Raw genomic sequence first — 26,248 nt, 5'->3', positions numbered from 1 at the left:
AAACTGTACGGGGCTTTTGCATAATGCGATCAGCGATCAACCGACCAGCGGATCACCGACATGCAGGATCTTCATGCCGTTGGTGCCACCGATGGTGTGGTAGCTGTCACCTTTGGTCAGGATCACCCAGTCACCCTGTTCCACCAGGCCACGCTTGAGCAGTTCGTCGACTGCCGCCTGGCTTACCTTGTCGGCCGGCAGCGAGGCCGGGTCGAAGGCGATCGGGTAGACGCCGCGGAACATCGAGACGCGAGCCTGGGTAGCGCGGTGCGGCGTCAAGGCGAAGATCGGCACATGCGAACGCAGGCGCGACATGATCAGCGGGGTGTAGCCGCTTTCGGTCAGGGCGATGATCGCCTTTACGCCCGGGAAGTGGTTGGCCGTGTACATGGCCGCCAGGGCGATGCTTTCGTCGCAACGCTCGAAGGTGGTGTGCAGGCGGTGGCTGGACTTCTGGTTGGTCGGGTGCTTTTCGGCACCTTGGCAAATCCGCGCCATGGCCTGTACGGCTTCGATCGGGTAGGAACCGGCGGCACTTTCGGCCGACAGCATCACCGCATCGGTGTTGTCCAGCACGGCGTTGGCCACGTCGGACACTTCAGCGCGGGTCGGCATCGGGTTCTGGATCATCGACTCCATCATCTGGGTCGCCACGATCACCGCCTTGTTGTTGCGGCGGGCGTGCTGGATGATCTTTTTCTGGATGCCGATCAGCTCGGCGTCGCCGATTTCCACACCCAGGTCGCCACGGGCAACCATCACCGCGTCGGAGGCGGCGATCAGCTTGTCGAGGGTCTCGTCGTCGGCAACCGCTTCGGCGCGTTCGATCTTGGCCACCAGCCAGGCGCTGCCGCCGGCCTCGTCACGCAGCTTGCGTGCGTATTCCATGTCGCTGGCGTCACGCGGGAAGGAAACGGCCAGGTAGTCCAGGTCCATTTCCGCAGCCAGTTTGATGTCGGCCTTGTCTTTTTCGGTCAGGGCCGGCGCGGTCAGGCCGCCACCTTTACGGTTGATGCCTTTGTGGTCCGACAGCGGGCCACCGATGATCACCACGCAGTGCAGGGCGTCTGCAGTGGCGGTTTCGACGCGCATGACCACACGGCCATCGTCGAGCAGCAGTTCGTCACCGACGCCGCAGTCCTTGACCAGGTCGGGATAGTCGATACCGACGATGTCCTGGTTGCCTTCGGTCAACGGGTGGGCGGTGGAGAAGGTGAACTTGTCACCGATCTTCAATTCGATGCGCTTGTTGGCGAACTTGGCGATGCGGATCTTCGGACCCTGCAGGTCGCCCAGCAGCGCGACATGGCGGCCGTTCTTGGCGGCGATGTCACGGATCAGGCGGGCGCGGGCCTTGTGCTCGTCCGGGGTGCCGTGGGAGAAGTTCAGGCGTGCCACGTCCAGGCCGGCAAGGATCAGTTGCTCGATCACTTCCGGCGAGTTGCTGGCGGGGCCAAGGGTGGCGACGATTTTGGTACGGCGGATGGTCATGCACAGACTCCTATAGTGAAGCGCAGCGAAAGGCTACTCCTGAATCTCGCTGTAGTCATTGTTCCGTTGCACTACCTGCGACCAAGGCAGGGTGGCATTTGAACGGTCGGGGTATCCTTGCAAAAGCCTGTGAAGATTTGTTGGCGTTGGCCGATACACAGGCATCAAAGGAGATCCCCATGCGAGCCCTGATCGTTTTAGCCCTGGCGGCCAGCGCCGTCGGCTGCACCCGCTGGTCCATGGACCACCACCTGAACAACGCCTACCGCGCCTACGACCGTGGCGACTGCGCACGGGTCATGCTGGAGCTGTCGCAGGTCGACCGTACCAGCCGTTCGCGACCGTTCATCCACCCCGAGGTATCGCTGCTGCGCGGCCAGTGCCTGGAGCGCCAGGCGCTGTACGTGGATGCCGCACAGACTTACCAGTACCTGATCCAGAAGTACCCGGGCAACGAGTACGCCTATCGTGCCCGGGCGCGCCTGCAGACCCTTGAAAAACTTGGCCATGCCCGTAGCGGCGAAGCGGCTGTGGCCAACCCGGTGACGACCGCACCTTGGCGATAACACCAAGGTGTGGTTTATTTCACGAGATTTGCGGCGCGCCCTGCGCTAATCTGTAACTCAGCTGTTACAACAACCGCCAGTACCTTGTATTCCTGGCATCAGGTACGGAATACACTCGCGATCATGTTCAACAAGCGCCACATCGAACGCCATCAACTGCCTTGTGTCCTCAAGGTATTCAACCGTTTTACCGGTCAAGAAATCGGCCAGCTGGGTAATGCCTCCGAGGATGGCCTGATGGTAATCAGCCAGCTGCCTGTGCTGGTAGGGCCCGATTACGAACTGCAATTGCGCTTGCCGCTGGTCGGCGGCGGGCATCAGTTCGTCAACCTCACCGCCAGTTGCCTGTGGTGCCGCGAAGACCAGACGCCTGGGCACTACGATTCGGGCTTCATGCTGTTGCAGGCGCCCCGCGAATTCGACGAGTTCGTGCGCTCACTGCGTGATTATTTCAGTTTCCTTCCTGCCAACGCTTCTGTCTGAGGCTGCGCTAGAATCGGGTCGACCTTGATACAGGACGACCCCGTGACCTCAAGCATTTTCTGGCACGACTACGAAACCACCGGCATCAACCCGCGTTGCGACCGGCCACTGCAGGTGGCCGGCGTGCGCACCGATTTCGACCTTAACGAAATCGACGAGCCGATCAGCCTTTATTGCCGGCCTTCCGACGACATCCTGCCGCACCCGGCGGCTTGCCTGGTGACAGGCATCACCCCGCAGTTGCTGGCCGAGCAAGGTCTGTGCGAGGCCGAGTTCATGACCCGGGTGCATGCGCAACTGGCGCAGCCGGGTACCTGTGGCGCTGGCTACAACACCCTGCGCTTCGACGATGAAGTGACCCGCTACAGTTTGTACCGGAACTTTTTCGACCCGTATGCCCGGGAGTGGCAGGGCGGCAACAGCCGCTGGGACCTGATCGACATCGTGCGGACCGCCTACGCCTTGCGCCCTGACGGTATCCAATGGCCGCAACAAGATGGGCGCACCAGCCTGCGCCTTGAACTGTTGAGCAAGGCCAATGGCATTGACCATGGGCATGCCCACGAGGCGCTTTCCGACGTGCGGGCAACCATTGCCCTGGCCCGTCTGATTCGGCAAAAACAGCCCAAGTTGTATGACTGGCTCTTCCAGTTGCGCAGCAAGCACAAAGTGATGGAACAGGTCCGTTTGTTGCAGCCACTGGTGCATATATCCGGGCGCTTTTCGGCGGCGCGTAATTACCTTGGTGTCGTATTGCCATTGGCCTGGCACCCGCGTAATCGCAATGTGCTCATCGTCTACGACTTGCATCAGGAATCCCTACCGTTACTAAGGGAAAGTGCTGAGGTTCTACGCCAGCGCTTGTATACCCGTCATGATGCGCTGGCCGAGGGTGAATTACCGGTGCCGCTCAAATTGGTACAGGTCAATCGCTGCCCGGTACTGGCGCCACTCTCGGTATTGCGCCCGGTCGACCAACAACGATTGGGCCTGGACTTGACGTTGTTACAATTGCGCGGCGAGCAGTTGGCTAATCAACAGGCGCAATGGCAAGACAAGCTGGAGCACATCTATGGCAAGGAAGACTTCGCCACGAATGAAGACCCGGAACAACAGTTGTATGACGGTTTTGTGGGGGATCGAGACCGCCGTTTATGTGAACAAGTGCGTGCGCTGGAACCCGCACAGTTGGGCCGTGGGCAGTGGATGTTCGATGACCCGCGTTTACCGGAACTGCTATTCCGCTATCGGGCGCGCAACTTCCCCGAGACCTTGACCAATGAAGAACGACAGCGCTGGTATGGCTTCTGTCAGCAGCGCCTGAGTGACCCGCAGTGGGGAGCACCCAATACCCTGGGCGACTTCGAGCAGGCGCGTCAGCAAGCTTGGGAAAGCGCTGACGAGGCTGGCCGGCGTGTGCTGGAAGCTTGGCAAATGCATGCCCGACAATTGCAGGAAGAATTTGCAATTGGCTGACAGCGGAGCAAACAAAAACGCCGGCAATGTGCCGGCGTTCTTGTTGCGGTAGCAAAAGGCAAATGCGGACAATCAGTCCAGCAGGGTTGCCCAGCTCTCAACCACATCACCACCCCATTTGGCTTTCCACTCTTTCAGGGTCTTGTGGTTGCCACCTTTGGTTTCGATCACTTCACCGTTGTGCGGGTTTTTGTATTGCTTGACCTTGCGCGCACGTTTGGTGGCAGTAGTCTTGACCGCGCCGCGAGGAGCCTTGCTCAGTTTCGATTCTGGGTCGAGCAGGGCAATCACGTCGCGCAGCGACTTGGAGTACTCGCCCATCAGAGTGCGCAGTTTGCCTTCGAATTCCAGTTCTTTCTTCAGCTTGTCATCCTGCGACAGGTTGGCCAGGCGGGCCTGAAGTTCCTTGATGGCTTCTTCGGTAGCGCGGTACTCGTTGATCAGGGACATGGAGTGTTCCTTAATGCGTGTTCGGAAATGTGTGGGTCAATAATAGACAGGCGATACTCGCAAGTAAACATGATATTGGGCAATTAACTGTTAATTAAGCTGTGACAACATTTCTCTACGTGAACAAAAATTTACTTAAAAACCCTGTGTGTCGTGTTGTCTGTCAGACAATGCCTGCACTGCGTAGGACGACCGGGATACGCCATCGCGGCTGCGATCATTACTGCGTTTTTTCTGGCGGGCCGCTAGAATAGGCGCCTTTGCGAAGTTCTGGAGTCTCATTCATGCGCACCTATCGTCTGGTGATCGCCTGCCCCGATCGTGTAGGCATCGTGGCGAAAGTCAGTAATTTCCTGGCCTTGTACAATGGCTGGATCAACGAAGCCAGCCACCACTCTGATGAGCAGAGCGGCTGGTTCTTCATGCGCCATGAGATCCGCGCCGAATCCCTGCCGTTCGGTATCGAAGCCTTCCGCGAGGCGTTTGCGCCGATCGCCGAAGAGTTCTCCATGACCTGGCGCGTGACCGACTCGGCGCAGAAAAAGCGCGTAGTACTCATGGCCAGCCGCGAGTCGCACTGCCTGGCCGATTTGCTGCACCGCTGGCACACCGCTGAACTGGATTGCGAGATCCCTTGCGTGATTTCCAATCACAACGACCTGCGCAGCATGGTCGAGTGGCATGGCATTCCGTTCTTCCACGTGCCGGTCGATCCCAAGGACAAGGCACCGGCTTTTGCCGAAGTGTCGCGCCTGGTCGAGGAGCACGCCGCCGATGTGGTGGTGCTGGCCCGTTACATGCAGATCCTGCCACCGCAACTGTGCCGGGACTTTGCTGAAAAGGTGATCAATATCCACCACAGCTTCCTGCCGTCGTTCGTCGGTGCCAAGCCTTATCACCAGGCCGCCCTGCGTGGCGTGAAACTGATTGGCGCGACCTGCCACTACGTCACTGAAGAGCTGGACGCCGGCCCGATCATCGAGCAGGACGTGGTGCGCGTCAGCCATGCCGACAGCATCGAGGACATGGTCCGCTTTGGCCGTGATGTGGAGAAGATGGTGCTGGCCCGTGGCCTGCGTTATCACCTGGAAGACCGGGTGCTGGTGCATGGCAACAAGACTGTCGTTTTCGATTGATGATGCAGGGGCTGCAAAGCAGCCCCTGCAATCTTGAAAGGAACGCTGATGGCCAAACAACGCAACACCCCCACCGCGTCACCGCCTCCCACTCTCGGCGAAGGTTGCCTGGCCCGCTACGACCCCGAAGCCCTGGATGACGCTGACGGCACCGACTTCCCCGGCGCTGCCGAACTCTGGCAACAGCTCAACCCGCCTGACGCCGCCAGCGCTCCAGCAACGGACGCGCCAGCAGGCACACAAACACCGGCCCACCCGCCAGCAGATAAAAGTAATAAGTAACCGCCCGCCATATCAGGATCGCCGCCGCTGCGGTCGAACTGCCCACCCATGGCGTCAGCAGGCTGGCCGAGGTCAGCTCGGCAGCACCAGCGCCACCTGGCAGCAGGCTGAACTGGCCGGCACTGAGCGACAGCATCTGCACCAGAAAACTGGGGATCCATGCCAGGTCCACCCCCAACCCCCTCAATACCAGATACAACACGCTGTAGCGCAGGCCCCAGTGTAGGCAGGTCAGGGTGAACACCTGGGTTAATGTGCGCTTGGGCAACTGCCAGGTCTGCGCCAGCGCGTGCATGAAGTGCAACAGCTTGCGTGCCCAGCGGCGTTTACACTGCTGGCTCATGCCCAGGCGCCGCAGCAGCCTGCCGTTCAAGCGCATGATCTGGCGGCGGTAGCGCAGCAGCCCGGCCACCCCGGCCAGTGCTGTGCACAGTAGCAGCGCACTGCCCAGCAACATGCTTTCCTGGCTGCGGCCCAGGCTGTGGAAAAGCGCGTAGCCGGCTATCGCCAGCATGGCGCAGAAGAAGAACACCAGGTCGTTCAACTGGTCCATGGCGAATACAGCGCCGCTGCGTGCCGGGCTGATGCGGTCACGCGCCAGCAGGGCCATGAGGGTCAAGGGCCCGCCACTGCCGCCGGGGGTGGTGCAGATGGCAAATTCGGTGGCCATGACCACGCCCAGGCTGCGCAGGGGCCCAAGCCTGGCACCTTGCTGGCCGAGCAACAGGCGCAAGCGAATGGCGTTGATCGCCCAGCACAGCAGGATCATGCCCAGCAGGGTGACCATCAGCACAGGGTCGAAGCGTTGCAGCCTCGGCAGCAGCTCGCTGCCACCGAGCAGGATCGGCACCAGCAAAGCAGCGAGCAGTGCCAGGCCCAGCCAGGCCAGGCGGCTCATGCGCTGGCCTGGCGGTCCAGCCAGGCCGACTTGGTCAGTGGCTCGCGGCCTTGAGCCAGCAGGCTGCGCAAGGTGTTCAGCCAGTATTCACGGGAGGCGCGGTGGCGCATGTCCACCGGGTGCAAGCCCAGGCGCAGGGTCTCGGCGTTGCGCCAACGGCGGCATTGCCAGTCGCACAGCACCCTGGAAAGCCCTCGGCGCCAGGCGCTGCGGGCACTCCACACCAGCCCCGGGGCTTCGATTGCGGTGAAGTCCGGCAAGCGGTACAGGTGCTGCGGTGTGCTGGTATAACGCAGCGGCAGGCGGCGTAGGGCCTGGCGGGTGCCTTCGCTCATCAGCCAGGCTGGCGCGACAAAGCCGGCCACAGGCCAGCCCTGCTGGTGGAACATTGCCAGGCCGCGCTGCAGCCGTTGCAGGGCCTGTTGCTGGTCGAGGCCGTAGAACTCACCTTCGTGGGTGTAGATACGGCGCATGAAGTAGTCGCCAGGCGTGCGAGGCGGCGGGCTGTTGTCGGCATGATAATAGCCGTGCAAGGCCAGTTCGTCGCCCTGGGCCAGGCGCCGGTCAAGCAGGCGGCAGAAGGTGGGTGAACGCTGCAGAAGGTTGCGCTGGTGAAAGTCCGGCACCACAAGCCAGGTCATGGGGACGCCGCCGAGGCTGTCGACGGCTTCGACGAAGGGTTGGTAGTCCGGCCAGGTCTCGGGCGCGACATCATGCAGCACCAGCATCAGGCTACGTGAAGCCGGCCGTGCCTCAACCATGGGCGCGCACCTGCGGCCGGTGGCCGAGCACGGCCTGGTAGTGCTGCAGCAGGCCGCAGACCACGTTGTCCCATGAATAGTGCTGCTCCACGTGGCGGCGGGCCTGCGCCCCGAGTGTGCGTACGCCGGCCTCGAACGCCTCGCGCACGGCCGCCGCCATGGCCTGGCCATCGTTAGGGCGGCACAGGCGCCCACACTGTTCGTTGACGATTTCGCCGAAGGCACCGGCGCGCACGGCCACCACGGGGATGGCGCTGGCCATTGCTTCAAGAATGACCAGGCCAAAGGTTTCCTGGTCTCCGGCGTGCACCAGCAAGTCGGCACTGGCCAGCAGCCGGGCAACTTCCGGCGCCGGGCAGAAGTGGTCGATGACGCTGACATTACGTGGCACGTTGGCCGGCATGTTCGAGCCCACCAGCAGCAGGTGGTAGGCGCCACCCAGCTGTTGCATGCAGTCGAGCAGTACTGGCAGGTTCTTTTCCCTCGAGCCGCGGCCTGCATAGATCAGCAGGCGGGTGGTGTCGGCAATACCCAGCTGCGCGCGCAGGTGCGGGTCGCGCTGGCCGGGGTTGAAGGTGGCCAGGTCCACACCCAGGCGCTGCACATGCACATCGCGAACGCCCAGGCGGCGCAGTTTGTCGGCCATTACCTGGCTGGGCGCGAGCACCCGGTCGAAATTGCCGTACAGCTTGCTGACATACGCCTCGACATTGGGCGTGAACCAGTTGCCCATACGGTTGCTGACCAGCAACGGCAGGTCGGAATGGTAGAAACCGATCACCGGCACATCCAGTTGGCGCCGTGCCTCCAGCGCTGCCCAGGCGGTCAGGTAGGGGTCGCCGACTTCGATCAGGTCGGGCTTGAGCCGGCGCAGTTCACTGCACCAGGGGGCCAGGCGCACCGGGAAGCGGTAACCCTTGCCGAATGGCAGCGGCGGGGCGGGTACCTGATAGATGCCATCGGCGTGCTGTGCACTGGCACCGGGGATCAGCAAGCTGTGGCGTACGCCGTGAATGGCGTCGAGGCGGCGGTGTTTGGCATCAAGATAGGTACGTACGCCGCCGCTGGCCGGGGCGTAGAACATGGTGATGTCGGCGATGTGCACGATCAGCATCCCTCCGGGATCATCTTCGGGTCTGTCATTCGGCGGTAACTGCCGGCGATGACGCGCCTAAAGGTGGACCTTTCAGAAGGATAGTTTGTTCGATCGGTTTGAGGAGGGGGGAGTTCGGAATCCTTGTAGGAGCAGCCTTGTGCTGCGAAGAGGCCAGTGAAGGCAACCTAGCAGTATTGCCTGTACTGGCCTCTTCGCAGCACAAGGCTGCTCCTACAGAGGAGGGTGTAGCTGCGGTCAGATGCGGAAACTGCCCACCAGCTGCTTCAGGCGGCCGGCCTGCTGCTCAAGGTCCGAGCAGGCGCGCAGAGTGGCTTGCAGGTTCTCCACGCCTTCCTGGTTGAGCATGTTGATCTCGTTGATGTCCATGTTGATCGCCTCGACCACGGCGGTCTGCTCTTCGGTGGCGGTGGCCACCGACTGGTTCATGCCGTCGATCTCGCTGATGCGCACGGTAACGCTGTCCAGCCGCTCACCGGCCTGGTTGGCAATCTGCACGCTGTCCTGGCTGTGGCGCTGGCTCTGGTCCATGGTCTCGACCGACGCGCGGGCGCCAACCTGCAGCTCTTCGATCATGGTCTGCACTTGCTGCGCCGATTCCTGGGTGCGGTGCGCCAGGTTGCGTACTTCGTCGGCTACCACGGCAAAGCCGCGGCCGGCTTCACCGGCACGGGCCGCTTCGATGGCGGCGTTCAGCGCCAGCAGGTTGGTTTGCTGGGAAATGCTGGTGATCACTTCGAGGATCTGGCCAATGTTGACGGTCTTGTTGTTCAGCGTCTCGATGTGCCCGCTGGAACTGACGATCAGGTCGGACAGGCGGTTCATTGCCGCAATATTTCGTTCCACCACCTGTTGCCCCTCTTCGGCCAGCAGGCGAGCCGAACTGGCATGCTGCGACGCCTGAGCAGCATTGCCGGCGATTTCCTGGGCGGCGGCGCCCAGTTCGTTGATGGCGGCGGCCACGCTGTTGGTACGGTTGGACTGTTCGTCAGAGTTGGTCATCGACGAGTTCGAGGCGCTGATGACACGCAGGGCCACTTCGTTGACCTGCTCGGTGGCCGAGGACACCTCGCTGATCGAGCTGTGAATGCGCTCGACGAAACGGTTGAAGGCGGTGCCCAGGATGCCGAATTCGTCGTGGTTGTGAATGCGCAGGCGTTTGGTCAGGTCGCCTTCACCCTCGGCAATGTCTTCCATGGCGCGGGTCATGGTATGCAGCGGCTGCATCAGCACGTTGATCAGCAGGCCGAGCAGGCCGATGATGATCACCACCGCCACCACCGTGGCGATCACCGCCGAGGTGCGGAAGGTGCTGAGCATCGAGAAGGCCTTGTCCTTTTCCACCGACAGGCCGATGTACCAGTTGGCCGAAGGCAGGCCGGTGATCGGGGTGAAGGTCAGCAGGCGGGCCTGGCCGTCGCTCTGCACTTCGGTCAGCTCACCGGTCAGTTTCGGCGTGTGCTGCGGGAACAGGTCCGACAGCGACTTCATCACCAGATCTTTGTCAGGGTGCACCAGGACCTTACCCTGGTCGTTGACCAGGAACGCGTAGCCCATGCCGCCGAAGTTCAGCGAGTTGATGATCTGCACCAGGCCGTCCAGGGCCAGGTCGCCACCGACCACGCCGACACTGCTGGAAACCTTGCTGAGGATGCCAATGACCATCTTGTTGGTGGTCATGTCGATGTACGGTTCGGTCAGTGTCGCGCCGGCGGCACTCATGCCGTCCTTGTACCAGGGGCGCGTGCGTGGGTCGTAGCCATCAGGCATTTTTGCGTCCGGGCGCACGCTGAAGCCACCGTCCACCTTGCCCAGGTAAACGGTGAGGAAGCTGGAAATGAGCGCGTTCTGGCCCATCAGGGTTTCGGCGTTGGTTGGGTCCTGGGCAATGTTCTGTGCCAGGTTTTCCACCAGCTTGATACGGCCGTCGAACAGGTTGCGGATGTTGGTCGAAGTGGAGGCGCCCATTTCAGCCAGATAGTTTTCCAGGTCCTCGCGGATGGCATTACGCTGGAGGTAATCGTTGTAGAGCGTGAAAAGGCTGAAGGCGAGTATCACGATCAATGATGCTGCCAAAAGAATCTTGTGGCTGAAACGAAGGCTTTTGTTCATGGCGTAATCGGTTCCGCTAAGGTGTTATATCAGGCGTTCGCACGGGTGGAGCCGCAAAGCAGTGCAACATCCCGAAAAGTCCCTTTTCGGTTGTTCCTCTCTAATTAAGGCGAATATCACCCAAAGGTATCGGCCGAATTAAGGTAAAGCTTGAGCAGAGGATTACAGAGATGTCGGAAACATCGACCATAGTTGTAGGTGCTGGCCCGGATGGCCAGCCAGTCGGGCAAGCGATGCGGCTGGCCAACCGCCATGGCCTGGTGGCGGGCGCGACGGGCACCGGCAAGACCGTGACCTTGCAGCACTTGGCAGAAGTGTTCAGCGACGCAGGGGTTGCGGTATTCGCGGCCGATGTCAAAGGTGACTTGTGTGGCCTGGGTGCTGCTGGCGCACCACAGGGCAAGGTGGCCGAGCGAATCGCCGGTATGCCTTGGCTCGGGCACACGCCCCAGGCCTACCCGGTAAGCCTGTGGGACATCGCCGGGCAGTCCGGGCACCCGCTGCGCACTACCCTCAGTGAAATGGGGCCGTTGCTGCTGGGCAACCTCCTGGAGCTGACCGACAGCCAGCAGGCGGCACTGTATGCGGCCTTCAAGGTGGCCGACCGAGAGGGCCTGTTGCTGCTCGACCTCAAGGACCTCAAGGCGCTGCTGGCGCACCTGAAGGACAACCCGCAATTGCTGGGTGAAGACAGTGCACTGATGACCACGGCCTCGACCCAGGCCTTGTTGCGGCGGCTGGCGACTCTGGAGCAGCAGGGTGCCGAGGCGCTGTTTGGCGAGCCGGCATTGCAGCTTGAAGACCTGCTGCGGCCGGGCTCGGATGGCCGTGGGCGCATCCACCTGCTCGACGCCAGCAGGCTGGTGCATGAGGCGCCCAAGGTGTACGCCACCTTCCTGCTGTGGCTGCTGGCCGAGCTGTTCGAGCAATTGCCCGAGCGTGGAGATGCCGACAAGCCGGTGCTGGCCTTGTTCTTCGATGAAGCGCACTTGCTGTTCAACGGTACGCCCAAGGCGCTGCAGGACCGCCTGGAGCAGGTGGTGCGGCTGATCCGCTCCAAGGGCGTGGGGGTGTACTTCGTCACCCAGTCACCGGGTGACTTGCCGGATGCGGTGCTGGCCCAGTTGGGGTTGCGCATTCAGCATGGCCTGCGGGCCTTTACCGCCAAGGAGCAGAAGTCGCTGAGGGCAGTGGCCGATGGCTTTCGCCCGAACCCCGCGTTCGACACCCTGGCGGTGCTGACCGAGCTAGGGATTGGCGAGGCGTTGGTGGGGGCACTGGAAGAGAAGGGTACGCCCGCCGTGGTGCAGCGGGTGCTGATTGCACCGCCGCAGTCGCGTATCGGGCCGTTGAGTGCGGCCGAGCGCGCTGCGCTGATTGCTGCCTCGCCGCTGGCGGGGCGCTATGACAAGCCGGTGGACCGTGAGTCGGCCTATGAAATGCTGACCCAGCGCAAGGGCGAGGCGGTGGAGCCAGCCCCGCAGCCGAAGGCGGATGAGGAGAGCTTTGCCGACAAGGCCGGTGATTTCTTGCAGAGTGCGGCGGGGCAGGCTATCAAGTCGGCTGTGCGCCAAGCTGCCAACCAGTTGGGGCGGCAACTGGTGCGCGGGTTGATGGGGTCGTTGCTGGGGGGCAAGAAAAGGTAGTTTGCCTGTACCGGCCTCTTCGCGGGTAAACCCGCTCCCACAGGGATCTCGCTGCGGCGAAGAGGCCGGTGCAGAAAAGCACAGATGAAAAAGGCGCCCCGAAGGCGCCTTTATGCTGAGAGCAGTATCACTCAGCCAATGGCTTTGGATGCCAGCCAGAACAGGCCGGCGGCCAGGCCCATCGAGGCCGGCAGGGTCAGCACCCAGGCCAGCAGGATGGTCTTCACCGTGCCGCCTTGCAGGCCGCTCTTGTTGGCGACCATGGTGCCGGCCACGCCGGACGACAGCACGTGGGTGGTCGATACCGGCAGGGCGAACACGTTGGCCATGCCGATGGCGCAGGCCGCGGTGATCTGTGCCGACATGCCCTGGGCATAGGTCATGCCCTGCTTGCCGATCTTCTCGCCAACGGTCAGTACCACACGCTTCCAGCCAACCATGGTGCCCAGGCCCAAGGCCAGGGCGACGGCCACGATCACCCAGAACGGTGCGTATTCGGTGGTGGCGGTCAGGTCTTTGCGCAGTTTTTCCAGGTCGGCCTTTTCACGGGCATCGAGGCCTGGCAGCTTGCCAACCTTTTTCGCGGTGTCATCCAGGCACAGCAGGTAGCGGCGCACTTCAACGCGCTTGTCGGCATCCAGGCTGTGGTAGTCGGTCACGCCCTGAAGCGAGGACTGCAGCGCGGCGATGGTCGGCTCGGTCTGCTGCGGGTTGCAGCTGAACTTCTCCGGCAGGTCTCTGGACTTGGCCTTGCCCAGTGCCAGGAAGTCGCCCAGGGTCGCGGCGTTGCGCTGGTAGAACTGGCTCATGTGCAGGGTCGCGTCGCGGGTACGCTCGATCTGGTAGGTGGTGCTGTTCAGGTCGAGTACGAACTTGGCCGGGACGATACCGATCAGCACCAGCATGATCAGGCCGATGCCTTTCTGGCCGTCGTTGGAGCCGTGCACGAAGCTCACGCCCATGGCCGAAACCACCAGTACCATGCGGTTCCAGAATGGCGGGTGCTTCTTGTCGTCGAGCTTGCGGCGCTGGTCGGGGGTCTTGTGCATCTTCGACAGCGGGCGCCACCACTTCAGGCCGATCAGCACCAAGGCTGCAACGGCAAAGCCGGCCATTGGCGAAACCACCAGCGACATGGCGATGTCGATCGCCTTCTGCCAGTTGACGCCATCACCCAACGGGATGTCGTTGATCAGGGCGTTGGCCAGGCCGACACCGAGAATGGAGCCGATCAGCGTGTGCGAGCTGGACGCGGGGATGCCGAAGTACCAAGTACCCAGGTTCCAGGTGATGGCCGCAGCCAGCAGCGAGAAGACCATGGCCAGGCCGTGTCCGGTGTTCACATTGATCAGCAGCTCTACCGGCAGCAGGTGCACGATGGCATAGGCCACCCCCACACCGCCGAGCAGAACGCCAAGGAAGTTGAACACGCCGGAGAAGAACACGGCGAGGTGCGGCGGCATGGCTTTGGTGTAGATGACTGTAGCTACCGCGTTGGCGGTGTCATGAAAGCCATTGATGAACTCGAAGGCGAGTACGAAGGTCAAGGCGAGCAGCAGGCTCACCAACACCCAGGCATCCAGTCCGCTGAATAAATCGATCATGAAGGTTGTCTGGCGGGTATAGGGGGGCGGGATTATGCCAGAAAACCTTGGCAATCGATGCACCTGCTACCGACCGAAGGCAATCTTCATGGCGTGAGCACCCGGTCAGAGCAGGGGTGTTCAGGCTGGGAAATGTCGGCTAAAAAGCGCAAAGCGTGGCTAAAACACCCTAAAAATCAAAGAAATGGCCGCTTCGCCATGATTCAAACGATCGTATGAAATTTGTGTAATTCCATTTCATCATCGGTCTGGCGGTAAAGATCGACCGCGCCCGGGCTGGCCGGGCGGCGACGCGCTGGCGTGATCCCGGTTCAGGGATTGTCGCTGCGCAGTTCCTTTTCGATGCGTTCCAGTTCCTGGTTGAACGCCTGGTCGCGCACGCTGGCACGCTTGCGCCAAGGTTTGCGTTCCGGATCCGGTTGTGCGGCGTAAGTGGTGACTTCACCACCGTAAACATCCTTGTAACGTTCAGCCTGGCGCTCGAGTTCTGCGCGCAGTTCATCTTTCGTCACATGCAGTACCTGAATTAAGTGTGATGACTGTTGTTATGCATTGTGCAGCATGCACATGCCCGCTGGCCGCAACGGCTAGATACAGCGGAAGGTTCCATTACTACGCTAGCGTCGGGGCCTGCGCAATCGATTATAGCAACCGATAATTCGCCGAACATCGTTATTTACCCCACCCTGACAGCATCTGACGCAACTAGTGGCAGGGGTAGACAACAGTTCGGACGCTTCGTACAAGTTTGAAAGGCAAGGCGGATAAAAGTTCGCTGCAAAGTCGGGGCGAGGCCCGAATGAAAAACGGCCTCGCCAAAAGGCGAGGCCGTTGCCTGGGGACTTCTACGGTGGGTACCTGACCAGTCTCTCCAAAGAAGCCACAAGTGGCATGAGAAAGGTATAAGCAAAAGTGTCAGCGGTCAATTGCGATTATCGGCCGTTTGTTCGATAATCGCACGAACGGGCGTTTTTTTTGAGGTGTGCGATGAGTGACGAAACCCTGGTCAACGATCCGGTCAATCCAGAGCCGGCGCGACCCGCTTCGGCCGCCATGGCGCCGCCGATCGTGGCTTCTCCGGCCAAGCGCATCCAGGCGTTTACCGGCGATCCCGACTTCATGACCTCCCTGGCACGTGGCCTGGCCGTGATCCAGGCCTTTCAGGAGCGCAAGCGCCACCTGACCATCGCCCAGATCAGCCACCGCACCGAAATCCCTCGCGCAGCGGTGCGCCGTTGCCTGCACACGCTGATCAAGCTGGGTTACGCCACCTCCGACGGGCGTACCTATTCGCTGCTGCCCAAAGTATTGACGTTAGGGCACGCCTACCTGTCGTCGACGCCGCTGGCGATTTCTGCCCAGCCTTATCTGGACCGTATCAGTGACCAACTGCACGAAGCGGCCAACATGGCCACCCTCGAAGGCGACGACATTCTTTATATAGCCCGTTCGGCCACGGTGGAGCGGCTGATATCGGTCGACCTGTCGGTGGGCGGGCGCTTGCCGGCCTATTGCACATCGATGGGGCGCATCCTGCTGGCGGCGATGGACGACACCAGCCTGCGTGAATACCTGGAGCGTGCCGACCTGAAAGCGCGCACCAGCCGTACGCTGCATGACCCTGAGTCACTGTTCGCCTGCATCCAGCAGGTGCGCGCCCAGGGCTGGTGCGTGGTGGACCAGGAGTTGGAGCAGGGGCTGCGATCGATTGCCGTGCCGATCTACGACGCGTCGGGGCAGGTGTTGGCGGCGCTGAACGTGAGCACCCATGTGGGGCGGGTGACGCGTAGCGAGTTGGAACAGCGGTTCCTGCCGATCCTGCTGGCGGCCAGCCGGGACCTTTGCCATCAGTTGTTTGGCTGAAATTGCAGGGGGGCGCCAATCGCCCCCCTTTCACATTGAGAACAGGCAAAACGGTTTCTTGTGCGATAAACGCACAGTGTCGCTCCGGGCGAATTGCGCCACTGCCGCCCGCTGATTAATGTCTCTCGCAACGGTCGGCCAAGCCGACCGAACAAAAAATACAAGAGGCACTTACCATGAATACTGTCCACTTGCTGCTGCGGCCGCACCCGCACGCAGTATCGTTGTATCCAGGCTGACGCAGGCCATATTTCCCAATCATCGTCCCCTGTGCCGGTTGCCCGTGTGCAGTGGTCTGGCTGTGCCCTACATTCTGGATAACAACAATGAATCAAGCGCAAAACAGCGTCGGCAAAAGCCTCGACGTCCAGTCGTTCATCAATCAGCAGCCGCTGTCCCGCTACCAGTGGCGGGTCGTGTTGCTGTGCTTCCTGATCGTCTTCCTCGATGGCCTGGACACTGCCGCCATGGGCTTCATCGCCCCGGCGCTGTCGCAGGAGTGGGGTATCGACCGGGCCAGCCTGGGCCCGGTGATGAGCGCCGCATTGATCGGCATGGTGTTCGGTGCCTTGGGCTCTGGGCCGTTGGCTGACCGCTTCGGCCGCAAAGGCGTGCTGGTGGGCGCGGTGCTGGTGTTTGGCGGTTTCAGCCTGGCCTCGGCCTATGCCACCAACGTCGACCAGTTGCTGGTGCTGCGCTTCCTGACCGGCCTGGGCCTGGGTGCCGGCATGCCCAATGCCACCACGCTGCTGTCCGAATACACCCCCGAACGCCTCAAATCGCTGCTGGTGACCAGCATGTTCTGCGGCTTCAACCTGGGCATGGCCGGTGGTGGTTTCATTTCCGCCAAGATGATCCCGGCCTATGGCTGGCACAGCCTGCTGGTAATCGGCGGCGTGCTGCCACTGCTGCTGGCGTTGGTGTTGATGGTGTGGTTGCCGGAGTCGGCGCGGTTCCTGGTGGTGCGCAACCGTGGTACCGACAAGATCCGCAAGACCCTGTCGCCCATTGCGCCGCAGGTGGTGGCCGAGGCGGGTAGCTTCAGCGTGCCAGAGCAAAAGGCCGTGGCCGCGCGCAGCGTTTTTGCAGTGATCTTCTCCGGCACTTATGGCCTGGGCACGATGCTGCTGTGGCTGACCTACTTCATGGGCCTGGTGATCGTGTACCTGCTGACCAGCTGGTTGCCAACCCTGATGCGCGATAGCGGCGCGAGCATGGAGCAGGCCGCATTCATCGGGGCGCTGTTCCAGTTCGGCGGCGTGCTGAGTGCCGTGGGTGTGGGCTGGGCCATGGACCGCTACAACCCGCACAAAGTGATCGGCATTTTCTACCTGCTGGCTGGGGTGTTTGCCTACGCCGTGGGGCAGAGCCTGGGCAACATCACCGTGTTGGCCACCCTGGTGCTGATTGCGGGTATGTGCGTGAACGGTGCGCAGTCGGCGATGCCGTCGCTGGCGGCGCGCTTCTACCCAACCCAGGGCCGTGCCACGGGTGTATCGTGGATGCTGGGTATTGGCCGCTTTGGTGCGATCCTAGGGGCCTGGAGCGGCGCGACGCTGCTGGGCCTGGGCTGGAACTTCGAGCAGGTGCTGACGGCGTTGCTGGTGCCAGCGGCACTGGCGACCGTAGGGGTGATCGTGAAAGGGCTGGTGAGCCACGCCGACGCGACCTGAGACGCGGGGGGCGCTTTGTTGGCCATTCGCAGCACAAGGCTGTTCCTGCAGGGAGCGGCCTTGTGTCGCGATAGGGCTGCGCAAAGCCCGGCATGCAGATAGGTAGCAGCGCAACAAATGGTTCGATAATCGCACGAATAGTCGATTATCGGATTGTAAGCCTACCGCCACTCTCCTTAATCTGAGCTCATCGAAGCACCCTGACCAGTAGCCTCCAAACGTACCGCCGCGGCCCATGGCCAGTGGCAGGAGAAGCCTAATGCGCGACGTATTTATCTGTGACGCCATCCGCACCCCGATCGGCCGCTTCGGCGGCGCCCTTGCGGGTGTGCGTGCCGACGACCTGGCTGCCGTGCCGCTGAAAGCGCTGATCGAGCGCAACCCTGCGGTGCAGTGGGACCAGGTTGATGAAGTGTTCTTCGGCTGCGCCAACCAGGCCGGTGAAGACAACCGTAACGTGGCGCGCATGGCGCTGCTGCTGGCCGGCCTGCCGGAGAGCATCCCGGGCGTCACCCTGAACCGCCTGTGCGCGTCGGGCATGGATGCCATCGGCACTGCCTTCCGCGCCATCGCCAGCGGCGAAATGGAGCTGGCGATTGCCGGCGGCGTCGAGTCGATGTCGCGCGCACCGTTCGTCATGGGCAAGGCTGAAAGCGGCTATTCGCGCAATATGAAGCTGGAAGACACCACCATCGGCTGGCGCTTCATCAACCCGCTGATGAAGAGCCAGTACGGTGTGGACTCCATGCCGGAAACCGCCGACAACGTGGCCGACGACTACCAGGTTTCGCGCGCTGACCAGGACGCTTTCGCCCTGCGCAGCCAGCAGAAAGCCGCCACCGCCCAGGCTGCCGGCTTCTTCGCCGAAGAGATCGTACCGGTGCGCATTGCCCACAAGAAGGGTGAAACCATCGTCGAGCGTGACGAGCACCTGCGCCCGGAAACAACGCTGGAGGCGCTGACCAAGCTCAAACCGGTCAACGGCCCGGACAAGACTGTCACCGCCGGCAACGCCTCGGGCGTGAACGACGGTGCTGCGGCGCTGATCCTGGCGTCGGCAGAGGCGGTGAAGAAACACGGCCTGACCCCGCGTGCCCGGGTACTGGGCATGGCCAGCGGCGGTGTTGCACCCCGGGTGATGGGCATTGGCCCGGTGCCGGCAGTGCGCAAGCTGACCGAGCGCCTGGGTGTGGCGGTGAGTGATTTCGACGTTATCGAGCTTAACGAAGCCTTTGCCAGCCAAGGCCTGGCGGTGCTGCGTGAGCTGGGTGTGGCCGACGATGCGCCGCAGGTGAATCCGAATGGCGGTGCAATCGCCCTGGGCCATCCGCTGGGCATGAGCGGTGCGCGCCTGGTGCTGACTGCGCTGCATCAGTTGGAGAAAAGTGGCGGGCGCAAGGGCCTGGCGACCATGTGTGTAGGTGTCGGGCAAGGTCTGGCGCTGGCCATCGAGCGGGTGTGACCTTACCGGCCTCTTCGCGGGTGAACCCGCTCCCACAGGGATCCACGCAACCCCTGTAGGAGCGGGTTTACCCGCGAAGAGGCCGGACCTGTCAGACGTAAGGCCAATTGCCAGCCAGGTAGCGGAACGAGTGTGTTACCAGGTATGTCTAGACTTACCTAGGACCCTCCAGGAGTAAAACCGTCATGACCTCAACCTATTACACCGGCGAAGAACGCAGCAAGCGCATCTTCGCTATCGTCGGTGCCTCATCAGGCAACCTGGTGGAATGGTTCGACTTCTACGTCTACGCCTTCTGCGCCATCTACTTCGCCCCGGCCTTCTTCCCCTCCGACGACCCTACCGTGCAGCTGTTGAACACGGCAGGCGTGTTCGCCGCAGGCTTTTTGATGCGCCCCATCGGTGGCTGGATCTTTGGCCGCCTCGCAGACCGCCATGGTCGCAAGAATTCCCTGATGATCTCGGTGCTGATGATGTGCTTCGGCTCCCTGATGATCGCCTGCCTGCCCACCTATGACAGCATCGGCACCTGGGCCCCGGCGCTGCTGTTGCTGGCCCGCCTGATCCAGGGCCTGTCGGTGGGTGGCGAATACGGCACCACCGCCACCTACATGAGTGAAGTGGCCCTGCGCGGGCAGCGTGGCTTCTTTGCCTCGTTCCAGTACGTCACCCTGATTGGCGGCCAGTTGCTGGCCGTGCTGGTGGTGGTGATCCTGCAACAGTTGCTGACTGAAGATGAACTGCGTGCCTGGGGCTGGCGCATCCCGTTCGTGGTAGGGGCCATCGCCGCGCTGATCTCGTTGATGTTGCGCCGCTCGCTGCACGAGACCAGCAGCGCCGAAACCCGCAACGACAAAGATGCAGGCACCATCAAGGGCCTGTTCCGCAACCATGCGGCGGCCTTCATCACCGTGCTTGGCTACACCGCCGGCGGCTCGCTGATCTTCTACACCTTTACCACCTACATGCAGAAGTACCTGGTCAACACCGCGGGTATGACGGCGAAAAACGCCAGCTACGTGATGACCGGCGCGCTGTTCCTGTTCATGGTGGTGCAGCCGTTCTTCGGCATGCTGTCCGACCGCATCGGCCGGCGCAATTCGATGCTGCTGTTTGGCGCGCTCGGTACCTTGTGCACCGTGCCGCTGCTGATGGCGCTGAAAACAGTCACCAGTCCGTTCATGGCCTTCGTGCTGATCAGCCTGGCGTTGTGTATTGTCAGTTTCTACACCTCGATCAGCGGCCTGGTGAAGGCCGAGATGTTCCCGCCACAAGTACGTGCGCTGGGGGTGGGCCTGGCCTATGCAGTGGCCAACGCGGCATTTGGCGGCTCCGCCGAGTACGTGGCCCTGGGCCTGAAGACCCTGGGCATGGAAAACACTTTCTACTGGTACGTGACGGCCATGATGGCGATTGCCTTCCTGTTCAGCCTGCGCCTGCCGAAGCAGGCCGCGTACCTGCACCACGATGACTAAGGACGTGGCATGACCAACCAACTGTTCGACGCCTACTTCACCGCTCCGGCCATGCGCGAGATTTTCTCCGACCGTGGCCGCTTGCAGGGCATGCTCGATTTCGAAGCCGCACTGGCCCGTGCCGAAGCCGCTGCCGGGCTGGTCCCGCACAGCGCCGTGGCCGCCATCGAGGCGGCATGCCAGGCCGAGCGCTATGACGTGGGGGCGCTGGCCAATGCCATCGCTACCGCTGGCAACTCGGCAATCCCGCTGGTGAAGGCGTTGGGCAAGGTGATTGCCAGTGGCGTGCCCGAGGCCGAGCGCTATGTGCACCTGGGCGCCACCAGCCAGGACGCGATGGACACCGGGTTGGTCCTGCAGTTGCGCGATGCCCTCGACCTGATCGAAGCCGACTTGGGCAAACTGGCCGATACCCTGGCCCAGCAGGCCTTGAAACATGCCGATACGCCATTGGTGGGCCGCACCTGGCTGCAACACGCCACCCCGGTGACCCTGGGCATGAAACTGGCCGGCGTGCTGGGGGCATTGACCCGCCACCGTCAGCGCCTGCACGAGCTGCGCCCGCGCCTGTTGGTGCTGCAGTTCGGCGGCGCCTCGGGCAGCCTGGCCGCTCTAGGCAGCAAGGCGATGCCGGTGGCCGAGGCCCTGGCCGAGCAACTGAAGCTGACCCTGCCCGAGCAACCCTGGCACACCCAGCGTGATCGCCTGGTGGAGTTTGCCTCGGTGCTGGGCCTTGTGGCTGGCAGCCTGGGCAAGTTCGGCCGCGATGTCAGCCTGCTGATGCAAACCGAGGCGGGGGAGGTGTTCGAGCCTTCCGCACCGGGCAAGGGCGGCTCTTCGACCATGCCACACAAGCGCAACCCGGTGGGCGCTGCGGTGCTGATCGGTGCCGCGACCCGCGTGCCGGGGCTGGTATCGACGCTGTTCGCCGCCATGCCCCAGGAGCACGAGCGCAGCCTGGGCCTGTGGCATGCCGAATGGGAAACCCTCCCGGACATCTGCTGCCTGGTCTCCGGCGCGCTGCGCCAGGCCCAGGTGATTGCCGAGGGCATGGAAGTGGATGCAGCGCGCATGCGCCGTAACCTCGACCTGACCCAAGGGCTGGTGCTGGCAGAAGCGGTGAGTATCGTCCTCGCCCAACGCCTGGGCCGCGACCGTGCCCACCACTTGCTGGAACAATGCTGCCAGCGCGCCGTCGCCGAACAGCGCCACCTGCGTGCGGTGCTGGGTGATGAACCGCAGGTCAGTGCCGAGCTGTCTGCCGAAGAACTTGATCGCCTGCTCGACCCTGCCCATTACCTGGGCCAGGCCCGCGTCTGGGTGGCGCGCGCCGTATCCGAACATCAACATTTCACTGCCTGAAGGAGACTGCTGTGGCGCATTTGCAACTGGCCGATGGCGTTTTGAATTACCAGATCGATGGCCCGGAAAACGCCCCGGTGCTGGTCCTGTCCAACTCGCTGGGCACCGACCTGGGCATGTGGGACACCCAGATTCCGCTGTGGAGCCAGCACTTTCGCGTGCTGCGCTACGACACCCGTGGCCATGGCGCATCGTTGGTCACCGAAGGCCCTTACACCATCGAACAGCTCGGTGGTGACGTGCTGGCCCTGCTCGACAGCCTGGACATCCAGAAAGCGCATTTCGTCGGCCTGTCGATGGGTGGCCTGATCGGCCAGTGGCTGGGCATCAATGCCGGTGAGCGCCTGCACAGCCTGACCCTGTGCAACACCGCCGCCAAGATCGCCAACGACGAGGTGTGGAACACCCGTATCGACACCGTGCTCAAAGGTGGCCAGCAGGCCATGGTCGACCTTCGCGACGGCTCTATCGCCCGCTGGTTCACCCCAGGTTTTGTCCAGGCCCAGCCTGAGCAAGCTCAGCGCATTTGCCAGATGCTGGCGCAAACCAGCCCGCAGGGTTATGCCGGTAACTGCGCAGCGGTGCGTGATGCCGATTACCGTGAGCAACTGGGCCGCATCCAGGTGCCCGCGCTGATCGTTGCTGGCACCGAAGACGTGGTCACCACCCCTGAACATGGCCGCTTCATGCAGGCCGGTATCAAAGGTGCCGAGTACGTCGACTTCCCGGCAGCGCACCTGTCCAATGTCGAAATCGGTGAGGCGTTCAGCCGCCGCGTGCTCGACTTCCTGCTGGCTCACTGAGGACAACGCCATGGATGAGAAACAACGTTACGACGCGGGCATGCAAGTGCGCCGTGCGGTACTTGGCGATGCCCACGTGGACCGCAGCCTGGAAAAGCTCAATGACTTCAACGGCGAGTTCCAGGAGATGATCACCCGCCACGCCTGGGGTGATATCTGGACCCGCCCCGGCCTGCCGCGCCATACCCGCAGCCTGATCACCATCGCCATGCTGATCGGCATGAACCGCAACGACGAGCTGAAACTGCACCTGCGCGCGGCGGCCAACAATGGCGTCACCCGTGAAGAGATCAAGGAAGTGCTGATGCAGAGCGCGATCTATTGCGGTATCCCGGCAGCCAATGCCACCTTCCACATGGCCGAATCGGTGTGGGATGAACTGGGTGTAGAGTCCCGACAGCAGTAATGCCGGCGATAGGGCCATGGAATGTTTACATGGCCGTGTTCTTCTGACGCATGGCTACCGGGCCTGCGTTATTTTCTACGGCCTGTTTCAGGGCCGGGCACAGGCCCAGCATGAAAGCGGCTTCTGCCACCACAAACAGCGGCCCGATGATCAGGCCGCTGACATCGTCGACAAATGCAGGTTTGCGGCCTTCGTAGTAATGGCCGACGAACTGGATGATCCAGCCCACCACGAATGCCCCCAGCCCGGCGCTGAGCCACAGTGTTGTCGTCTGTACTGCCAGCACCTGGCCGACCCACAGGCACAGTCCCAGCAACAGCCCCATCACCAACCCGAAGCGCAGGTCCAGGCGCAGGTAGAACCACACCGAAGCCGCCGCTGCCAGCAGGGCAGGGGACAGCCACATGCCAGCTATTTCCCAGCCTGGGCGTGACAGCAGGATGGTGACTGCCAGCACGATCATCGGGATGCCTACGAAGTGGGTGGCGATGTTGCGTGGGTCGCGGTGGTAGCTGGCGTATTGGCTCAGGTGGTCGACGAGGGTTTTCATTGTTGTGCCTCCCTGGTGTGCCTGATCTAGGTGTATTGCCTGTACCGGCCCTTTCGCGGGTGAACCCGCTCCCACAGGGATCCACGAAACCCTGTGGGAGCGGGTTCACCCGCGAAAGGGCCGGCACTGGCAACCCATATAGCTCAGGATAGCCCGCAGCCACCACTATCATCAGCTCAGCGAATGGCAGCAGCCCGTACCGGCGTATCCAGCCCCACCAGCGTCTCGATCATCGCCCGCGCCGCCGGCGACAACCGGTAACCGCTACGGCTGACCACGCCGCAGCGCACGCTCAGCACCTCCAGCGCCGGCGGCAGGTTGCGCCAGTGCAGGCGCACCAGTGTGCCGGCGGCCAGGTCTTCGGCCACGGCCTCCTCGCTGGCCGTGCCAATGGCATCACTGGCCTGCACCACGCTGCGCAGGATGGCCAGGTGCTCGGTCTGCAGGTGCGGGATGAAGTCGCTGCGCCCGCTCAGGTTGGCCAGGCGCTTGCGCACGCCGGGGGCGAGCAGGGCGCTGGCCAGCGGGTAGCTGAACAGGTCGTTGGTCGACAGGCTGTCCTTGGCCAGCAATGGGTGGCCTGGGCGGCAGAAAAACAGGCCGGGGCGTGGCGACAGGGGCTCGGTATGGAAGTTGGGGTCGGCTTCGAACGGGCGGATATCGTCGACGAAAAACTCGATCTGTTCACGGCGCAGGGCTTGGCCCAGGCGTTCGGCATTGTCCACCAGCAGCGAGGTGCGGATGCCGGGGTGGTGCTCGATGAAGTGGCGCAAGGCGTCGGGGACCAACCGCACTGCCAGCGCCGGGCCGCTACCGAAATGCAGCTCGCCGGCGTCGAGCTTGGTCATTTGCAGCACCTCGTTGCTCAGTTGCGCGGCGCCCTGCACCAGGCGGCGGGCGTGCTGCAGTACCACCAGGCCCTCGGGGGTTGGCAGCAGGGCTTTGCTGGCGCGGTCCACCAGCGGGCAGCCGAACGTGTGTTCCAGGCCCTGGATGGCGCGGCTGAAGGCGGGTTGAGTGATGCCCATGGCCTCGGCGGCACGGACGAAACTGCGGTATTCGGTGAGGGCGATGAAGTAGCGCAGCTGGCGGAGGTCCATGTCACGGCTCTGGGGCGGGAATCAGGGCCCTATTCAAGCTGTTACAGCTTATGTCGTCCAAGAAGGTTTATAGATTTGGTTATTTCTTTTGGTTATTTATAAGGGCTTCTGGCCTCTTCGCGGGTAAACCCGCTCCCACAGGACCAGCACACACTCTGAAAGCGGTGCCGATCCTGTGGGAGCGGGCGTGCCCGCGAAGCATTCAAAGGAGATTCAGCGGGTAACTCACGATCAGCCGGTTCTCATCAAAGGCGTTGGTGCTGAAGTCCCGGCGCATGGTGGAGTTGCGCCATTTCACCGACAGGTCCTTCAAGCTCCCCGACTGCACCACATAGGCCAGTTCGGTCTCGCGAGCCCATTCCTTGCCATCATCCACGCTGCCCACGGTGACGTTTTCACCCTTGATGTAGCGGTTCATCAGGGTCAGCCCAGGCACGCCAACGGTAGCGAAGTTGAAGTCATGGCGCACTTGCCAGGAACGCTCCTTGGCATTGTCGAAGCTGGAGTTGTAGCTGTCGTTGGCCAGGGTGCCGCCGCTGGTACCGTTGACCCGCATCCAGGCGTCGTCGCCGCTGACCTTTTGCAGGCCGACGTAGAAGGTGTGGCCCTGGTAACGCGCCGAAAGCATGGCCGAGGCGGTGCGGTTGTCCAGCTTGCCGGCGCGCTCTGCGCCGTCTTCCTTGCCGATGAAGTAGCCCAAGTTGGCGCCCAGGGTCCAGTCGCCCAGCGGCTGGCTGTGTGTCAGGTTGAGGTATTGCTGACGGTAGATGTCTTTGAGCTGGGCATCCCACAGGCCGATCATGGTGCGCTTGTCGTTGAAGGTGTATTCGCCACCGCCGAAGTTGAAACGATCGGAGGTGAACGCGCCTTTGCCGTTCATAGACATGTCTTCCATGCTGGCGTCGTTGCGCGGGCTGTTACCGCGGAACTGGCCGGCATACAGCGTCAGGCCGGCAATTTCCTTGGAGGTCAGCTGGCCACCGCGGAAGGTTTGCGGCAGCGAGCGGCCATCGTCCGAGCGCAGGATGGGTAACACCGGCATCCATTCACCGACTTTCAGCTCGGTTTCGGACAACTTGGCTTTCAGCGCCACACCCAGGCGGCCGAAGTCATCGGCCGGGCGGCCGTCGTCATGCACGGGCAGCAAGTGTGTGTTGGTGGTGCCTTTGCCGCCGTCGAGCTTGACCGAGTACAGGCCCAGCACGTCCACCCCGAAACCGACGGTGCCTTGGGTGAAGCCGGAGCGGGCGTCAAGAATGAAGCTTTGCGTCCATTCTTCGGCCTTGCCCTGCGGGTTGGCCGGGTCGACGAAATTGCGATTGATATAGAAGTTGCGCAGGTTGAGGGTGGCCTTGGCGTCTTCCATGAAACCACCTTCGTTGGCGGCGAACACGGGGAGGGCGCAGGACATGGCCAACAGGCCGGGCAGCAGCTGGCGTGCGGGTTGCAAAGTGCTCATCTGTCGTGGATCTCTTGTTTTTATGGGGCAAGCCGGTGCACTGCTGGATCGAGCCTGCAGGTGCGGGTCTTTTTTT

At 62.4% G+C, this 26,248-nt stretch carries 22 protein-coding genes and 2 pseudogenes; 12 read left to right on the top strand and 12 right to left on the bottom strand.

Annotated elements, in window-relative coordinates; genetic code table 11:
* Positions 1–36: 36 nt before the first annotated feature.
* On the bottom strand, positions 37–1,491 hold the full coding sequence (pyk, locus tag ABI582_RS09025; protein WP_258653885.1) for a pyruvate kinase: 1,455 nt from the start codon (positions 1,489–1,491) through the stop codon (positions 37–39).
* Positions 1,492–1,670: 179 nt separating this feature from the next.
* Between pyk and ABI582_RS09020 the strand changes: the two genes are divergently transcribed.
* The 3 genes from ABI582_RS09020 to sbcB all read left to right on the top strand — a co-directional run bounded on the left by ABI582_RS09020 (position 1,671) and on the right by sbcB (position 4,016).
* On the top strand, positions 1,671–2,057 hold the full coding sequence (locus ABI582_RS09020) for a tetratricopeptide repeat protein (RefSeq protein ID WP_016488897.1): 387 nt from the start codon (positions 1,671–1,673) through the stop codon (positions 2,055–2,057).
* 123 nt (positions 2,058–2,180) lie between these two features.
* Positions 2,181–2,540, top strand: a complete 360-nt coding sequence (locus ABI582_RS09015) for a PilZ domain-containing protein (RefSeq protein WP_016498107.1) — start codon at positions 2,181–2,183, stop codon at positions 2,538–2,540.
* Between the two features lie 42 nt (positions 2,541–2,582).
* Positions 2,583–4,016, top strand: coding sequence for an exodeoxyribonuclease I (gene sbcB, locus ABI582_RS09010; protein WP_442118999.1), 1,434 nt, complete (start codon positions 2,583–2,585; stop codon positions 4,014–4,016).
* 72 nt (positions 4,017–4,088) lie between these two features.
* Here sbcB and mvaT read toward each other — a convergent pair whose 3' ends face one another.
* Positions 4,089–4,466: a histone-like nucleoid-structuring protein MvaT gene (mvaT, locus tag ABI582_RS09005; RefSeq protein ID WP_186659333.1), complete on the bottom strand. Its 378-nt coding sequence runs from the start codon at positions 4,464–4,466 to the stop codon at positions 4,089–4,091.
* 284 nt (positions 4,467–4,750) lie between these two features.
* Here mvaT and purU point away from each other — a divergent pair, with 284 nt between their 5' ends.
* The gene (gene purU / locus ABI582_RS09000; protein WP_442118998.1) at positions 4,751–5,602 is read left to right on the top strand and encodes a formyltetrahydrofolate deformylase; all 852 of its coding nucleotides are present in this window, start codon (positions 4,751–4,753) and stop codon (positions 5,600–5,602) included.
* Positions 5,603–5,789: 187 nt separating this feature from the next.
* Here the strand turns inward: purU and ABI582_RS08995 are convergent, their stop codons facing one another.
* The 5 genes and pseudogenes from ABI582_RS08995 to ABI582_RS08975 all read right to left on the bottom strand — a co-directional run.
* The gene (locus ABI582_RS08995) at positions 5,790–6,782 is read right to left on the bottom strand and encodes a lysylphosphatidylglycerol synthase transmembrane domain-containing protein (RefSeq protein ID WP_442118997.1); all 993 of its coding nucleotides are present in this window, start codon (positions 6,780–6,782) and stop codon (positions 5,790–5,792) included.
* On the bottom strand, positions 6,779–7,543 hold the full coding sequence (locus ABI582_RS08990; RefSeq protein ID WP_442118996.1) for a DUF2334 domain-containing protein: 765 nt from the start codon (positions 7,541–7,543) through the stop codon (positions 6,779–6,781). Before ABI582_RS08990 ends, ABI582_RS08995 begins: the two co-directional genes overlap by 4 nt.
* Positions 7,536–8,657, bottom strand: coding sequence for a glycosyltransferase family 4 protein (locus ABI582_RS08985; protein WP_442118995.1), 1,122 nt, complete (start codon positions 8,655–8,657; stop codon positions 7,536–7,538). The genes ABI582_RS08990 and ABI582_RS08985 overlap by 8 nt, the downstream gene beginning before the upstream one ends.
* Before the next feature lie 237 nt (positions 8,658–8,894).
* Positions 8,895–9,491, bottom strand: a pseudogene (locus tag ABI582_RS08980) (methyl-accepting chemotaxis protein); the annotation flags it as partial.
* A 261-nt stretch (positions 9,492–9,752) separates the two neighbouring features.
* Positions 9,753–10,769: pseudogene (locus ABI582_RS08975) on the bottom strand (cache domain-containing protein); the annotation flags it as partial.
* 170 nt (positions 10,770–10,939) lie between these two features.
* Between ABI582_RS08975 and ABI582_RS08970 the strand changes: the two are divergent.
* Entirely contained in the window at positions 10,940–12,415 is a 1,476-nt protein-coding gene (locus tag ABI582_RS08970) for a helicase HerA-like domain-containing protein (protein ID WP_442118994.1), read from the top strand.
* Positions 12,416–12,546: 131 nt separating this feature from the next.
* Here the strand turns inward: ABI582_RS08970 and ABI582_RS08965 are convergent, their stop codons facing one another.
* Both ABI582_RS08965 and ABI582_RS08960 read right to left on the bottom strand, forming a co-directional pair.
* Positions 12,547–14,019: an inorganic phosphate transporter gene (locus ABI582_RS08965; RefSeq protein WP_442118993.1), complete on the bottom strand. Its 1,473-nt coding sequence runs from the start codon at positions 14,017–14,019 to the stop codon at positions 12,547–12,549.
* A 311-nt stretch (positions 14,020–14,330) separates the two neighbouring features.
* Positions 14,331–14,531, bottom strand: a complete 201-nt coding sequence (locus ABI582_RS08960; protein WP_016488886.1) for a hypothetical protein — start codon at positions 14,529–14,531, stop codon at positions 14,331–14,333.
* 541 nt (positions 14,532–15,072) lie between these two features.
* On the opposite strand from ABI582_RS08960, the gene pcaR reads away from it, so the two are divergent.
* From pcaR to pcaC, 7 genes are all read left to right on the top strand, one after another.
* On the top strand, positions 15,073–15,882 hold the full coding sequence (gene pcaR, locus ABI582_RS08955; protein WP_033732052.1) for a pca regulon transcriptional regulator PcaR: 810 nt from the start codon (positions 15,073–15,075) through the stop codon (positions 15,880–15,882).
* Positions 15,883–16,208: 326 nt separating this feature from the next.
* Complete coding sequence (locus tag ABI582_RS08950; RefSeq protein ID WP_016498119.1) at positions 16,209–17,555, top strand: MFS transporter; 1,347 nt, start codon at positions 16,209–16,211, stop codon at positions 17,553–17,555.
* A 259-nt stretch (positions 17,556–17,814) separates the two neighbouring features.
* On the top strand, positions 17,815–19,017 hold the full coding sequence (pcaF, locus tag ABI582_RS08945) for a 3-oxoadipyl-CoA thiolase (protein WP_338745082.1): 1,203 nt from the start codon (positions 17,815–17,817) through the stop codon (positions 19,015–19,017).
* Between the two features lie 185 nt (positions 19,018–19,202).
* Complete coding sequence (locus tag ABI582_RS08940; RefSeq protein WP_063422266.1) at positions 19,203–20,492, top strand: MFS family transporter; 1,290 nt, start codon at positions 19,203–19,205, stop codon at positions 20,490–20,492.
* Positions 20,493–20,501: 9 nt separating this feature from the next.
* Positions 20,502–21,854 (top strand): 3-carboxy-cis,cis-muconate cycloisomerase, encoded by a 1,353-nt coding sequence (locus ABI582_RS08935; protein ID WP_258653875.1) that lies wholly within the window; start codon positions 20,502–20,504, stop codon positions 21,852–21,854.
* Between the two features lie 11 nt (positions 21,855–21,865).
* Positions 21,866–22,657 carry a 3-oxoadipate enol-lactonase gene (gene pcaD, locus ABI582_RS08930; protein ID WP_442118992.1) on the top strand — a complete coding sequence of 264 codons (792 nt, stop codon included), beginning with the start codon at positions 21,866–21,868 and terminating at the stop codon, positions 22,655–22,657.
* A gap of 10 nt (positions 22,658–22,667) precedes the next feature.
* On the top strand, positions 22,668–23,063 hold the full coding sequence (gene pcaC / locus ABI582_RS08925; RefSeq protein WP_264360630.1) for a 4-carboxymuconolactone decarboxylase: 396 nt from the start codon (positions 22,668–22,670) through the stop codon (positions 23,061–23,063).
* Between the two features lie 25 nt (positions 23,064–23,088).
* On the opposite strand, the gene ABI582_RS08920 is transcribed toward pcaC, so the two are convergent.
* The 3 genes from ABI582_RS08920 to ABI582_RS08910 form a co-directional block, all read right to left on the bottom strand.
* Entirely contained in the window at positions 23,089–23,613 is a 525-nt protein-coding gene (locus tag ABI582_RS08920) for an Mpo1 family 2-hydroxy fatty acid dioxygenase (protein ID WP_338745080.1), read from the bottom strand.
* Between the two features lie 176 nt (positions 23,614–23,789).
* Positions 23,790–24,713: a LysR family transcriptional regulator gene (locus tag ABI582_RS08915; RefSeq protein ID WP_132842283.1), complete on the bottom strand. Its 924-nt coding sequence runs from the start codon at positions 24,711–24,713 to the stop codon at positions 23,790–23,792.
* Between the two features lie 202 nt (positions 24,714–24,915).
* Entirely contained in the window at positions 24,916–26,172 is a 1,257-nt protein-coding gene (locus ABI582_RS08910; RefSeq protein WP_016498127.1) for an OprD family porin, read from the bottom strand.
* Between the last annotated feature and the right edge of the window lie 76 nt (positions 26,173–26,248).

The sequence above is a fragment of the Pseudomonas sp. SAS7 genome, assembly GCF_052112345.1.
Taxonomy (GTDB): Bacteria; Pseudomonadota; Gammaproteobacteria; order Pseudomonadales; family Pseudomonadaceae; genus Aquipseudomonas; species Aquipseudomonas putida_Q.
This window is presented reverse-complemented; position numbering and strand designations above follow the sequence as displayed.